The following is a 13,649-nucleotide window of genomic DNA, read 5'->3' as shown; positions in this document are numbered from 1 at the left end:
CTGACCGTGTGGGCGATACTGGGTTTGAACCAGTGACCTCTTCCGTGTCAAGGAAGCGCGCTCCCACTGCGCCAATCGCCCGTGCTTGTTACCGAGGTGGGGACGGGATTTGAACCCGCGTACACGGCTTTGCAGGCCGTTGCCTCGCCTCTCGGCCACCCCACCGAGGTTGCCCCCGTCATACGTGGCGGCAGCTCCGAGCGGACGACGGGATTCGAACCCGCGACCCTCACCTTGGCAAGGTGATGCGCTACCAGCTGCGCTACGTCCGCTTGCCCCCGGAACACACCCGGTGACGGATGGAAACTCTAGCCGAGCGGTCGGACCGATGCCAAATCGGGTACACGGTCGGCGCGTCCAGTGGCGGCCGGGTGACCGCCATCCCCACGCCCAGAGCTTCCTAGGAGAGTTCGTCGACGGTTGCGGTGCGGTCGGCTCACACCTGCATTGAACAGGTCGGGAAAGCTACCCGACGCGCCGGTGGACGCTGTCCGGCTTCCGACTGCCAGCTGCCCGATCGGGCGGCTCGGTAACTCCCCGTGGTCGTGTCGATGGGTTACCGTAGCGGCGTGACGAGACGTGCCGCCGCCGATGTCCGCCTGGATTCCCTGCTGCGCACAGCCTGCGACGTGATCGTCGAGCGTGGACTCGCCAACACCCGCACCGCCGACGTGGCCGCCGCCGCCGGAGTAAGCCAGGCGCTGGTCTTCTACCACTTCGCCACCAAGGAGCGGCTGCTCGCCCAGGCGTTCGCGTACGCCGTCGAGCAGGAACTGTCCCGGCTGGACGCCGTGCTGCGCTCCGCCACCCCGCCCCTGACCAAGCTCCGACGCATCCTGCGCCTCTACACCCCGACCGGCCGGCCCTGGTCGATGTGGATCGACGGGTGGGCGGAGTCGCTGCGTGCCCCGGAACTGGAGAAGGTCTGCCGCCGGCTGGACCTGCGCTGGCGGCAGGACCTGGCGGCGGTGATCTCGGCCGGGGTGGCCGACGGCACCTTCGAGTGCGCCGACCCGGCCGGCGCCGCCTGGCGGATCAACGCGGTGATGGACGGGCTCGCCGTCCAGCTCGCCGTGCACGAGCGGGTCATCTCGCGGCGACAGTTCGGCGAGTGGATCCGGCTGGTCGCCGCCCGGGAACTGGGCCTCGACCCGACCCGACTCGTCTGATCCGGCGCCCGCGCCATTGCCCCCGTCCGGTTCGCCTGGTATTCACGAATGCGCATGCGTAACCACGCCTGCGCCGGGCCGGCGTCGCGCCGGTCCCCGCTCCCACAAGGAGGTTCCGTGCCCATACCGGAGTGGACACCCCGAACGAGCCGGCGCCGACGCCGGCTCGTTCCCGTACTGGCGACCGCCGCCGTGGTCGCCGCCCTGCTGCCCGGCGGGGGCACCGCCACGGCCGCGCCGGGCGACACCGCGGCCCCGGCCCCGGGCCGCTCCGGCTCGTTCGCCGACGACCGTCACCAGGCCGCCGACGTCGACAACCGCACCGGTACGGCCGCACCCGACGCCCGTCAGCGCAGCCTGGCCCGGGCCAGCGGTGTCCCGGTGCGGTGGAACCGGTTCGGCACCCCGCACGCCCTCGGCCCGGCCACCCTCGCCACCGGTCTGCCCACCGACCCGGAGACGGCCGCCCGGCGCTACCTCACCGCACAGCGGGACCTGTTCGGGCTGGACGCCGACGCCGTCGCCGCCCTGGACCGGCTCCTGGTCCGCCCGGTCGGCGACGGCGCGGTGGTCACCCTGCGGCAGCGCTTCGGTGACCTGCCCGCCGGCCACGACGGCCTGGTCACCGTGGCGGTCGCCGACGGCACCGTGCTCTCGGTCAGCTCCTCGCTGTCCCGGGACGCCTCGGCCCCCGCCCCGGCCACCCGCACCGGCGCGCAGGCGTACGCCGCCGCCCTCGCCGACGCCGGCCTGGATGCCACCGGGGTGGCCAGCCACCGGGTGCGCCCGGTCGCCGTGCCCACCCCGCTCGACGGCAACCGGGCCGCGTACGAGGTGACCCTGATCGGCCGGGACAGCGACCACCCGGCCGCCTTCACCACCTACGTCGACGGGATCAGCGGGAAGGTGCTGATCCGCGAGGACCTGGTCGACTTCGACTCCGACAACCCGAGCTGGGCGGTCTACCCGGCCACCCCGCCGCAGGACCTCGCCCCCGGGCAGGACCCCCGGGTCCGCTGGTGCGCCACCCCCGCCGCCGACTGCGTCGCCGCCTTCCGCGACCCGGCGAGCGGGCAGCCCTGGGACGTCGACCTGGCCACCGGCGCACCCACCAACACCACCCGGGGCAACTCCGCCAACACGGTGGTCTCCTGGGGCGCCGGCAGCCCGCTGGTCAACGCCCCCGCCCGCCCGGACCGGCGTTACGAGTACCCGTTCACCGACCAGTGGCACCAGTCCCGCTGCGACCCGGCGGCGTTCACCTCCGCGCAGCGCAACGACGCCGACGCCGCCACCGCCAACCTGTTCGCCATGCACCACCGGATGCACGACTGGGCCTGGCACCTCGGCTTCACCGAGGCCACCTGGAACCTCCAGGCGGTCAACGTCAGCGGGGCCGGCCTCGGTGGCGACGCCGAGCAGGGGCGGGCCCAGCAGGGTGCGCTGAGCGGCAACCGGAACAACGCCAACCAGTCCACCCCGCGCGACGGGCTGCCGCCGACCACCAACATGTACCTGTGGCAGCCGCAGGCCGGTGGGCCGTACCCGCCGTGCGTGGACGGCGACTACGACATGACGGTGATCGGCCACGAGTACACCCACGCGATCACCAACCGGATGATCGCCGGCCCGGACACCGGGATCGGCGGGCACCAGGGCGGGGCGATGGGCGAGTCGTGGAGCGACCTGCTCGCCGCCGAGTACCTCTACGAGCACGGCCTGCGCGCCCCCGGCGAGACGCCCTTCGTCACCGGCGGCTACGTCACCGGCAACCTGGTCAGCGGCATCCGCAACTACGACCTGAGCCGCAGCCCGCTCAACTACTCCGACGTCGGCTACAACACCGGCGGTCCGGCGGTGCACGCCGACGGGGAGATCTGGGGCGCGACCAACTTCCGCATCCGCGCCGCCCTGGTCAAGAAGTACGGCCTGGGCACGCCGCAGCGGCAGCTCGACTGCGCGCAGGGCCGGGTGGCCGCCGAGAACTGCCCGGGTAACCGGCGCTGGGTGCAGCTGGTCTTCGACTCGTTCCTGCTCCAGGCGGCCAGCCAGGTCAGCATGCTCGACATGCGGGACAACCTGCTCACCGCCGACCGGCTGCGCTTCGGCGGGGCCAACCAGGAGCTGATCTGGGCCGAGTTCGCCCGCTCCGGGATGGGCCGGGACGCCGCCACCGTCGGCGCGGCCGACACCGACCCGACGCCGAGCTTCGCCAGCCCCTCCGGCGGCAACGCCACGCTGACCCTGCGTCCCCGGGGCGACAGCACGGACGCGCCGATCCGGCTCTACGTCGGCGACTACGAGGCGCGGGCCACCCCGGTCGCCGACACCGACCCGGCCACCGCGCTGCCGGCCACCTTCGAGGCGGTCGCCGGGACGTACCAGGTGCTGGCGGTCGCGCCGGGCTTCGGCCACCAGCGACTGGAGGTGGTCGCGAAGGCCGGCCAGCAGGGGTACGTCGACCTGCGGCTGAGCCGCAACCTGGCGTCCGTCGCGGCGGGCGCGACGATCACCGGGGACGGGGTGAACGCCGACCGGATCGGCGACGACACCGAGGCCACCAACTGGGCGTCGCTGACCGGGGTGGCCGGCAGGCAGGTGACCGTGCGGCTGCCCGGCGACGCGCCGCAGGTGGTGCAGCGGGTCAACGTCAGCGCGATGCTCCGCCCGGCGATCACCGGCGACGCCGACCCCGGTGCGCAGAACGCGCTGAGCGCGCTGCGGTCGTTCGCGGTGTCGGCCTGCGACGCGACCACCACCGACTGCGCCGATCCGACCCGCTGGACCCGGATCCACACCAGCGCCGACGACGCGTTCCCCGGTGGGAAGTTCCGGGCCTACTCCCGGGACCTCATCCTGCGGTCGTTCCGGGTGCCGACCACCGTCGCCACCCACGTCCGGTTGGAGGTGCTGGCCAGCCAGTGCACCGGCGGCCCGGCGTACGCCGGTGAGCAGGACGACGACCCGGCCACCCGGACCGACTGCGCGACCGCCAGCCCGGCGCGCGACCAGGTGCGGATCGCCGAGTTCCAGGTGTTCGGAAAGTGAAACCCGCCGGGGCCGGGTGGTGGCGCCACCCGGCCCCGGCGGCCCCCGATCACCGTCGGACGGTGGTCCAACGGACCGGTCGACGAACCGGGCGGGCATCGCCCTCCACACCGTCGGACGCGGTCCGGGTCAGCTGCCGCAGCCGCATCAGCAGGCCGACGCCGAGGAAGAGCAGCAGCCCGCCGAGCAGGAAGGCCGCCTGCACCAGACCGAAGCCGCCGCTCTGGTCGGCCGAACGGTTCGCCGCGGCCGGTGGCGGCACCTCGGCGAGCGCCTCCTCGGTCGGTTCGGTCTCCTCCCCCGTCGGCTCCAGCACCTCCTCGGTCGGCTCCGGCGACGCGCTGGTCGGCGCGGGCGCCGCCGTGGTGGGCGGCGGTGCCGTGCCGACGACCTGCCGGGTGGCACTCTGCCGGGCGAGCAGCCGCAGGTTGGGGTCGTACGCCTCGGCGGCCATGGTGATCCGGCCCCGGGTGACGTCCTCGGCGAAGGCCACCCGGTAGGTGGCGGTGACCGTCCGGTCCGGGCAGAGCGTGCCCGGGTCGAGTTGCCGGTCGGTCAGCCGGGCCACCGCCCCCTCGGCCCGGATGTCCAGCGGGAACGAGCCGGTCTCCTCGACCCGGTCCATCTTGACCTGGTCCAGCCGCAGCCCCTGCACCGAGAGCACCATCGACCAGCGGACCTTCACACACCCGCCGTTGCCCTTGCGGGACACCACCGCCGAGACCGTTCGTACCTGGTCACCGGCGGTGAACTCGGCCGGCAGGCCGCTCAGCTGGGTGGCGAAGCGGTCCGCCGCCGATGCCGGCGCCGGCCCGGCGAGCCCTGTCCCCGTGAGGCAGGCCAGCACCGCCCCGACCCGTAGCGCGTTCCGCCACACCATCACCACCGCCTCGTCCTCCCGTCGGTCTTGTCCACTCGCCACGCTATGAGGAGGATGGGAAAGCCGGTAGACGGGCGTGTTCGCGCCGAGCGGCAAGTGCGGGGCCGGTTAACACCGACAGTGGTGAACCGGTCACCCGGCACCGCCGACACGCCGGGTGACGGTGTGGGCTAGGCCGCTTCGTCGGTCCGGCGAGGGTCGACCACGCCGGGGTTCGTGCGACTGACATCCTGGGCGGGTGCCCGAACTCTCCGCCGCCTTCGTCCGGCTGCACGCCCGGCTCACCCCGGTCGCCTTCGTACCCGAGGTGCGGTTGCACCAGGCCGACGAGCCGATCGGCCTGTGGGAGCTGACCGAGGGCGAGTTCCGCAGCGCCCAGCCGCCACCGTTCTGGGCCTTCGCCTGGGCCGGTGGGCAGGCGCTGGCCCGCTACGTCACCGACCATCCGGAGGCGGTCGCCGGCCGCCGGGTGCTCGACCTCGCGTCGGGCTCCGGCCTGGTCGCCATCGCCGCCGCCAGGGCCGGCGCGGCGACCGTGCGGGCGGTGGAGATCGACGAACGGGCCGTCGCCGCCGTCGCCCTCAACGCCGAGGCCAACGGGGTACGCGTCGACGCCGAACTGGCCGACGTCCTCGACGGCGACGCCGGGGACGCCGAAGTGCTGCTCGCCGGGGACGTCTTCTACAGCGAGGCGATGGCCCGTCGGGTGCTGCGCTTCCTGCTGCGGGCCGCCCGGTCGGGTGCCCGGGTGCTGGTCGGCGACCCGGGGCGGGCGTTCCTGCCCCGGGAACGCTTCCGCGAGCTGGCCGCCTACGACGTGCCGGTGCCGGAGGCGCTGGAGAGCGTACGGGTGAAGCACACCACGGTGTGGGAGCTGGACCCCGCCCCGCCCGGGGCCGCCCGCTAGCGTGACCGGATGCTGTTCCGGGGGTGGGAGGCGGCCGTCGACGGGCCCTGGCCGGATGTGGCCACGGTCGTCGACGGGGTCGGCGGCACCCACCTGGTGGTGACCCGGCACGCGCTGGTCCGGCGGGTGCTCGCCGACCCGGTGACCTGGCGACCCGACAACGCCCTGGACGCGGTGACCCCCATCCCGGTGGCCGCGCTGCGGGTGCTCACCGGGCACCGGTTCCGGTTGCCGCCGACGCTTGCCAACAACGCCGGCCCCAGCCACCCGGAGATCCGGGCGATCGTCGCCGAGGCGCTGCACCCGGACCGGGTGGCCGCCCAGCGGCCGTGGCTGACCGCGCTGGTGCGGACCCGGGTGGCCGGGATCGCCGCCGAGCTGGCCGCCGGGCGACCGGTCGATCTGCACGCCCGGCTCGCCGCCGACCTGCCGCTGCTGGCGCTGGCCCGGCTGGTCGAGCTGCCGGACGCCCCGGTGGGCGCGGTGAAGAACTTCGCGCGGGCGGCGCTGGAGCTGTTCTGGGCGCCGTTGGACGCCGACCGGCAGCAGACCCTCGCCGTCGAGGTGGGCCGGTTCCACGCCGTACTGCGGGAGTTCGCCGGTGCCGGTGGCGGGCTGGCCGCCCGGCTGCGTGACGCCGGGCACTCCCCCGACGTGGTGGTCGGGGCGTTGTTCTTCCTGCTGGTCGCCGGGCAGGAGACCACCAGTCAGTTCCTGACCCTGCTGCTGCACCGGCTCACCGGCGAACCCGAGGTGCGTGCCGGGTTGCGGGCCGGCACCGTCGCCGTCGCCGACGTGGTGGAGGAGGGCCTGCGGCTGGAACCGCCGATCGTCACCTGGCGACGGGTGGCCGCGACGGACACCACGCTGGGCGGGACGCCGGTGCCGGCGGGCAGCTCGATGCTGCTGTGGCTGGCCCGCGCCGGCCGCGACCCGGAGGTGGTGGCCGAGCTGGCCGGATTCCGCCCCGGGCAGCGCGGTTCCCGCCGGCATCTGGCCTTCGGGGCGGGGGCGCACCGCTGCGTGGGCGCGCAACTGGCCCGGCTGGAGGCGGCGGTGGTGGTCGCCGAGGCGGCACCGCTGCTCGACGCGGTGACGGTGGTCCGGCCGCCGTGGTGCCCGGACAACCTCACCTTCCGGATGCCCGACGCGTTCGTGGTCCGCCGGACCAGCCGGGACACGGTGGCGGACACACCGGCGGGCGTAGGGGCGTAACCCACCGTCGCGGCGGCGGGTTGAACCCCTTGTCGACGCGCGTCTCGTGAGCACGCCTATCTGCCCGGGGGTGAGGGTGCAGCGCAGGCCGACCATCCTCGTCCCACTGCTCAGCATCGTCCTGCTGCTGCCCGTGGCGGTCACCCTGCGTCCCGACCCGCAACCGTCCGTTCCCGCAACCGCCTCCGCCGGGTGGGGTCCCACGGTCGCCTCCACCTCACCGGCACGAACGGCCACGCCTTTCGGCGCATCATCGCACCGCCTCCCGCACCAGTCATACGCTCGTATTAATCGCGAGCTTCCGGTAACATCAGACATTGACGTACATAAACGTCTGATGGTCGGCCCTGCCCTACCGGACCACGCCGGGGCGGACCGGGCCGGGGGGGAGGTCGGTCCGGCGATCGGACGGGCGGGACGCGGACAGCCATCGACGGAACGACGCGACCCGACAGGGCCGGAATGCCGGAGTGTGCGGGGGACGCTCAGCCGGCGACAGCGGGCAGCGGCCGGTCGGCCGACGACCGACGAACCCGAACCCGGAGCCACGCCGCTCCGATCCAGCGTGCTGCGCTGCTGAGCAGCGGCGATCGGCGCCACCCCGCCTGTCACCGTTCCGCGACCCTCCGGCCGGCCGGCGACGCCCCCGTCGTCCCCAGCCCGCAACAGACCGCCGCCCCCCTGCCTGCGTGCCGCCGCCCGGTGCGCCACGACGGAGGGTGACGACCCGTTGACCGCTGCGCAGCCTCCTGGATGTGAATCGTGCTCTCCACTGTGAACTGGCGCACCCTGCGCGCCGACCTGCCCGCCTCCCTCGTCGTCTTCCTCGTCGCCTTGCCGCTCTGTGTCGGCATCGCCGTCGCCTCCGGCGTACCCGTCGAACTCGGCCTGGTCACCGGCGTGGTCGGCGGGCTGCTCGTGGGCCTGATGCCCGGCAGCAGCATGCAGGTCAGCGGCCCGGCGGCCGGCCTGACCGTGCTGGTCGCCGAGGCCGTGGACCGCTACGGCCTGGCCGGACTCGGCACCATCGTGCTGGTCGCCGGGCTGCTCCAGATCGGGTTGGGACTCCTGCGACTCGGCCGGTGGTTCCGGGCCATCTCGGTGGCCGTGGTGCACGGCATGCTCGCCGGTATCGGCCTGCTGCTCATCGCCGGCCAGGTGCACGTGCTGGCCGGCGCCACCACGCCGCCCATCGGGCTCGCCGCATTCGCCGGGCTGCCGGCGCTGGTCGGTGACCTCACCGAATCCGGTGCGGCCCGGTTGTCGCTCGCCGTGGGGGTGGCCACACTCGCGCTGATGATGCTCTGGAACGCCCTGCCCGGCCGGCAGCGCACGGTGCCCGGCGCGTTGGTCGCCGTCGCCGCGGCGGCCGGCGCGACCGCCGCGCTGGGACTGCCGGTCGACACCATCGACGTGGCGGGGCTGCTCGCGGCGATCCAACCGTCGATCGGGCACCCGAGCCTGCTGGTCGACCTCGGGGTGCTCACCACCATCGCCACGTTCACCCTGGTCGCCTCGGCGGAGAGCCTGTTCAGCGCGGCGGCGGTCGACCGGCTGCACCAGGGGCCCCGCACCGACTTCGACCGGGAACTCGTCGCCCAGGGCACCGGCAACACGATCTGCGGCCTGCTCGGCGCGCTGCCGATGACCGCCGTCATCGTGCGCAGCTCGGCCAACGTGCAGGCCGGTGCGCGCAGCAAGGCGTCCCGGGTGCTGCACGGGCTGTGGCTGCTGGTCTTCGTCGCCGCCGCACCCGGCCTGGTCGCCTTGATCCCGCTGCCCGCGTTGGCCGCCGTCCTCGTGCACGCCGGCGTCAAGCTGCTGCCGCTACGGACGATGCCCGCGCTGTGGCGGGAGCACCGGGGCGAGGCGGTGGTGCTGATGGTGACCGCCGCCGCGATCCTGACCACCGACATGTTCACCGGCGTGCTGGTCGGTCTCGGCCTGGCGGTGGTGAAGACCGCCTGGGAGACGTCTCACCTCCGGGTCATCGTGGGCGACGGCGACGCCGGGCCGGTCGACGTCGCCCTCGTCGGCAACGCCACCTTCCTGCGGCTGCCCACCATCCTCAGCGCGCTGCACGCGCTGCCCACCGACCGCAGTGTCCGGCTGGACCTGCGCGACCTGCGGCATGTCGACCACGCCTGCCGGATGGCCCTGGACACCTGGATCGAAACGCACCACCGCTCCGTCGGCGGCCACGTGCAGGTCGTCGCCCCGCGCTCGGCGCCGGCCGAGCGGCTCGGCCCGGTACGGACCGCCGAGTGAGACCGACCGGCCCGACGAACGGCCGGTGGGCTGCCGCCCACCGGCACCGCCGGTCAGGTGCCCGACCGGTGTCGGTCCGGGTTCAGCCGGCGTCCTCGGCCCAGGTACGCCAGTCGTCGAGCACCCCGTACAGGTCGGGGGTGAGCCAGCCCGGGGCGGACCGGCGGAACACCCCCGGGTCCATCGACCCGGCACCGGTCGGCAGCGCACCCAGCATGTTCGGCACCAGCTCGGTCAGGTTCGCCCAGTGCACCAGCTGCGGCTCCGCCGGCCAGGCACCGATCACCACCCCGGCGGGTACGGCCCGCCGCTCCAACGCCTCCAGGGTGAGCGCGGTGTGGTTGAGGGTGCCGAGCCCGGCCCGGGCCACCACCACCGCCGGAGCGCCCAGCGACACCGCCAGGTCGGCGACCGTCCACGCCTCGCCGGACGGGCGCAGCCCCATCGGCACCAGCAGCCCGCCGGCTCCCTCGACGAGCACCAGGTCGTGCTTGTCGACCTCCGCGCGGATCGCGTCGACGGCGGTGTACAGCTCCAGCGGCTCCAACCCGGCGACCCGGGCCGCCGCCAGCGGGGCGAGCGGGTCCGGGTAGCTGGACAGGGTGCGACCGGTGAGCGGGGCGGCCAGCCGGGTCACCGAGTCGATGTCGCCGGGCTCGCCGGTGGCCGTACCCGTCTGGCCCGGCTTGACCACCGCGACCCGTAGGCCGGCGGCCTGCGCGGCAGCGGTGATCGCCGCCGTCACCACCGTCTTGCCGACCTCGGTGTCGGTCCCGGTGACCAGCACCGCACCCTTCCACCCGCTCACGGCAGGACCTCAGCTCGCGACTGCGGGGCTCGCAAACCCGGCTCACTCCTCGCGCTCACGGCAGGACCTCAGCTCGCGGCTGCGGGGCGCACTCCACTATGGCCTCCAGGGCGTGTTCGAAGTCCGCTCTTGTCACCCCGGTCGAGAGGGTCAGTCGCAGCCGGGAACGGTGGTCCGGGGTGGACGGCGGACGGAAGCAGCCGACGGCGACACCCCGGTCACGGCAGTCGGCCGCCCAGGCGGTGGCGGCCTCCGGGCCGGGGGCGGTCACCGAGACCACCGCGCCGTCGGGGGCGGACACGGTCAGCCCGGCCGCGCCGAGGCGGCGTACCGCGTGCCGGGCCCGGTCGACCAGCTCGGCACGCAGGTCGTCGGCGGTCCGGGCCAGCGCCACGGCGGCGCGTACCCCGGCGGCGACCGCAGGGGGTGGCGCGGTGTCGAAGATGAAGGTGCGCCCGGTCTCCACCAGGTGGCGGACGAACTCGGCCGGACCGGCGACCAGCCCACCGGCGCCCCCGAGCGCCTTGGACAGGGTCGCGGTGACCACCACGTCCGGCGCACCGGCGAGCCCGGCGGCGGCCACCGCGCCGGCCCCGGCCGGGCCGGTGACGCCGAGTGCGTGCGCGTCGTCGACCAGCAGCAACGCGCCGTGCCGGCGGGCCACGGCGTGCAGCGCGGCCAGCGGGGCGAGGTCGCCGTCGACGGAGAAGACGGACTCGGTGACCACCACCGCCGGACGGCCCGGCGCGGCGGCGAGCGCGGCGGCCACGGCGTCGACGTCGACGTGCGCGGTGACCACGGTCTCCGCGCCGGAGATCCGGCAACCGTCGATCAGCGAGGCGTGGTTGTGGGCGTCGGAGACGAGTAGGGTACGTGGCTGGACCAGGCCCCGGACGGCGGCGAGGTTGGCCAGGTAGCCGGAGGAGAAGACCAGCGCCCGTTCGACGCCGAGCCAGTCGGCCAGCTCGTCCTCCAGCGCGTGGTGGACGTCGGTGGACCCGCGCACCAGCCGGGAGCCGGTGGCACCCAACCCGTACCCGGCGAGGGCCCGGCCGGCGGCGGCGACCACCTCGGGGTGGGTGGCCAGGCCCAGGTAGTCGTTGCCGGCCAGGTCGATCATGAGGTCACCGGCGGCGCGGGGGCGCAGGGTGCGGGTGAGCCCCGCCTTCGCCCGCAGTGCGGCGCGGCGGTCCAGGGCCGCCAGCCAGTCCGCCACCGGTCATCGCCTCCGTCCGCCACTCGACCCGCTCCGCCCGGCCCGTGCCACCGGGCCGGCGCCGTCCCGCCCGGCACCTGCTGCCGGACGACCGACCCCGTCCGGCGCGATCCGCCGGACGGGTGGCGGCGCTGCCACCGCCGGGCGAAATTACCATCCGCCGGGCCGGCACCGGCGTGGCGGCGGGCCCGCCGCACCGACGCGTGACGGGTGTGGACGAGGCGGGATCGAAGGGCGGCCCGGGTCGCCCCGACACCAGGCCGGAGGCGGCCGGCGGCCGGTAGCTCGGCCGTTTCCCGGCCCGCGCCCGCCTTGTAGGGTACGAGCCATGCCAGAGATCCTCGACCAGGCCCGGACCCAGGTGCTGGGCAACGGCGTCGGCCTCGACGAGGCCGGCGTCCTCGCCGTGCTGACCCTGCCCGACGAGCACGTCCCCGCCGCCCTCCAGCTCGCCCACGAGGTGCGGATGCGCTGGTGCGGCCCGGAGGTCGAGGTCGAGGGGATCGTCTCGCTCAAGACCGGGGGCTGCCCGGAGGACTGCCACTTCTGCTCGCAGTCCGGCCTGTTCACCTCCCCGGTCCGCTCGGTCTGGCTGGACATCCCGTCGCTGGTCGAGGCGGCGAAGCAGACGGCGGCGACCGGGGCGACCGAGTTCTGCATCGTGGCCGCCGTGCGCGGCCCGGACGACCGACTCATGAAGCAGATGCGCGAGGGGGTCGCCGCGATCCGGGCGGCGGTCGACATCCAGGTCGCCGCGTCGCTGGGCATGCTCAGCCAGGAGCAGGTCGACGACCTGGTCGAGATGGGCGTGCACCGCTACAACCACAACCTGGAGACCTGCCGCTCCTACTTCCCGAACGTGGTCACCACGCACTCCTGGGAGGAGCGCTGGGAGACGCTGCGGATGGTCCGCGAATCCGGCATGGAGGTCTGCTGCGGCGGCATCCTCGGCCTCGGTGAGACGGTGCAGCAGCGCGCCGAGTTCGCCGCACAGTTGGCCCAGCTCGACCCGCACGAGGTCCCGCTGAACTTCCTCAACCCGCGTCCGGGCACTCCCCTCGGTGACCGGCCGGTGGTGGAGGGCAAGGACGCGCTGCGGGCCATCGCCGCGTTCCGGCTGGCCATGCCGCGCACCATCCTGCGGTACGCGGGCGGCCGGGAGATCACCCTCGGCGACCTGGGCACCCGGGACGGCCTGCTCGGCGGCATCAACGCGGTGATCGTCGGCAACTACCTGACCACGCTGGGTCGGCCGGCGACCGACGACCTGAAGCTGCTCGACGATCTGAAGATGCCCGTCAAGGCGCTCTCCGCCACCCTGTGAGGCGATGATGACCGACGCGGGTGACCCGACCACCGACGGCCGCACGGCGGAACTCGCCGTGCTGACGCCGGCCGCGACCTGGTGCGACCGCTGTGGTGCGGACGCCACGGCGGGCCCGCACCCGGGTTGCGCGACGGCCCGGGTGCTGGAGCCGCCCCGCTACTGCGCGCACTGCCGACGGCGGATGAAGGTGCAGGTGCTGCCGGTCGGCTGGTCGGCGGTCTGCGTCGCGCACGGCGAGCGGCGGGGCTGAGGCGTGCTGCGGGGGCGGGCGGTCCTGCTGCGGCCGGTGACGGAGGCGGACGTGCCCGCCCTGACCGCGATCCGGGCCACCCCGGAGGTGCGCCGCTGGTGGCGCGGCGGCGACGACCTGGCCGAATCGGTGCGGGCCGACCTGGCCGACGACGCGCTGACGGTCTACGCGATCGAGCACTCCGACCGGCTGGTCGGGGCGATCCAGTGGTACGCCGAGACCGAACCGGACTACCGCCACGCCAGTCTGGACGTCTTCCTCGACCCGGCGGTACGCGGCACCGGGCTGGGCGGGGACGCGATCCGCACCCTGGTCCGGCACCTGGTCGACGAGTACGGCCACCACCGGTTCACCATCGACCCGGCGGCGGCGAACACGGCGGCGATCCGGGCGTACGCGAAGGTGGGGTTCCGTCCGGTGGGCATCATGCGCCGCTACGAGCGGGGCGCGGACGGACGCTGGCACGACGCGCTGCTGATGGACCTGCTCGCGGAGGAGTTGGCCGACTGAACCGGGCGGGCGTGCCCGGCACCCACGGTGCCGGACACGCCCTGGTTGCCC

The 13,649-nt window shown here is 74.5% G+C and carries 11 protein-coding genes and 3 tRNA genes; 8 read left to right on the top strand and 6 right to left on the bottom strand.

The window, feature by feature from the left end; translation table 11 throughout:
• Positions 1-9 precede the first annotated feature (9 nt).
• The 3 genes from ACQP1S_RS08865 to ACQP1S_RS08855 form a co-directional block, all read right to left on the bottom strand.
• Positions 10-81 (bottom strand) — tRNA-Val (locus ACQP1S_RS08865).
• Between the two features lie 13 nt (positions 82-94).
• Positions 95-165, bottom strand: a tRNA-Cys gene (locus ACQP1S_RS08860).
• Positions 166-199: 34 nt separating this feature from the next.
• Positions 200-272: transfer RNA gene (locus ACQP1S_RS08855), tRNA-Gly, on the bottom strand.
• Positions 273-569: 297 nt separating this feature from the next.
• Between ACQP1S_RS08855 and ACQP1S_RS08850 the strand changes: the two genes are divergently transcribed.
• Positions 570-1,169, top strand: a complete 600-nt coding sequence (locus ACQP1S_RS08850; protein WP_432905052.1) for a TetR/AcrR family transcriptional regulator — start codon at positions 570-572, stop codon at positions 1,167-1,169.
• Positions 1,170-1,286: 117 nt separating this feature from the next.
• Positions 1,287-4,217: a M36 family metallopeptidase gene (locus ACQP1S_RS08845; RefSeq protein WP_432905049.1), complete on the top strand. Its 2,931-nt coding sequence runs from the start codon at positions 1,287-1,289 to the stop codon at positions 4,215-4,217.
• Positions 4,218-4,266: 49 nt separating this feature from the next.
• Here the strand turns inward: ACQP1S_RS08845 and ACQP1S_RS08840 are convergent, their stop codons facing one another.
• The gene (locus ACQP1S_RS08840) at positions 4,267-5,139 is read right to left on the bottom strand and encodes a hypothetical protein (protein WP_432905047.1); all 873 of its coding nucleotides are present in this window, start codon (positions 5,137-5,139) and stop codon (positions 4,267-4,269) included.
• Positions 5,140-5,335: 196 nt separating this feature from the next.
• Here ACQP1S_RS08840 and ACQP1S_RS08835 point away from each other — a divergent pair, with 196 nt between their 5' ends.
• The 3 genes from ACQP1S_RS08835 (at position 5,336) to ACQP1S_RS08825 (ending at position 9,487) form a co-directional block, all read left to right on the top strand.
• Positions 5,336-6,004, top strand: coding sequence for a class I SAM-dependent methyltransferase (locus ACQP1S_RS08835; RefSeq protein WP_091249831.1), 669 nt, complete (start codon positions 5,336-5,338; stop codon positions 6,002-6,004).
• A 9-nt stretch (positions 6,005-6,013) separates the two neighbouring features.
• Positions 6,014-7,219, top strand: a complete 1,206-nt coding sequence (locus tag ACQP1S_RS08830) for a cytochrome P450 (RefSeq protein ID WP_432905044.1) — start codon at positions 6,014-6,016, stop codon at positions 7,217-7,219.
• Between the two features lie 762 nt (positions 7,220-7,981).
• On the top strand, positions 7,982-9,487 hold the full coding sequence (locus tag ACQP1S_RS08825) for a SulP family inorganic anion transporter (RefSeq protein ID WP_432905042.1): 1,506 nt from the start codon (positions 7,982-7,984) through the stop codon (positions 9,485-9,487).
• An 82-nt stretch (positions 9,488-9,569) separates the two neighbouring features.
• On the opposite strand, the gene bioD is transcribed toward ACQP1S_RS08825, so the two are convergent.
• Positions 9,570-10,274 (bottom strand): dethiobiotin synthase, encoded by a 705-nt coding sequence (gene bioD / locus ACQP1S_RS08820; protein WP_091249886.1) that lies wholly within the window; start codon positions 10,272-10,274, stop codon positions 9,570-9,572.
• 76 nt (positions 10,275-10,350) lie between these two features.
• Positions 10,351-11,511 (bottom strand): 8-amino-7-oxononanoate synthase, encoded by a 1,161-nt coding sequence (locus ACQP1S_RS08815; protein ID WP_432905039.1) that lies wholly within the window; start codon positions 11,509-11,511, stop codon positions 10,351-10,353.
• Between the two features lie 328 nt (positions 11,512-11,839).
• On the opposite strand from ACQP1S_RS08815, the gene bioB reads away from it, so the two are divergent.
• The 3 genes from bioB to ACQP1S_RS08800 are packed head-to-tail and all read left to right on the top strand — an operon-like array spanning position 11,840 to position 13,598.
• The gene (gene bioB, locus ACQP1S_RS08810) at positions 11,840-12,835 is read left to right on the top strand and encodes a biotin synthase BioB (protein WP_091249816.1); all 996 of its coding nucleotides are present in this window, start codon (positions 11,840-11,842) and stop codon (positions 12,833-12,835) included.
• A 7-nt stretch (positions 12,836-12,842) separates the two neighbouring features.
• The gene (locus ACQP1S_RS08805; protein ID WP_091249883.1) at positions 12,843-13,088 is read left to right on the top strand and encodes a hypothetical protein; all 246 of its coding nucleotides are present in this window, start codon (positions 12,843-12,845) and stop codon (positions 13,086-13,088) included.
• A gap of 3 nt (positions 13,089-13,091) precedes the next feature.
• Entirely contained in the window at positions 13,092-13,598 is a 507-nt protein-coding gene (locus ACQP1S_RS08800) for a GNAT family N-acetyltransferase (RefSeq protein ID WP_363666610.1), read from the top strand.
• Positions 13,599-13,649 lie beyond the last annotated feature (51 nt).

Source organism: Micromonospora matsumotoense (assembly GCF_050951065.1).
In the GTDB taxonomy this organism is placed as follows: Bacteria; Actinomycetota; Actinomycetes; order Mycobacteriales; family Micromonosporaceae; genus Micromonospora; species Micromonospora matsumotoensis.
Note: the sequence above shows the minus strand (reverse complement) of the source record. Positions and strands in the feature narration are given on the sequence as shown.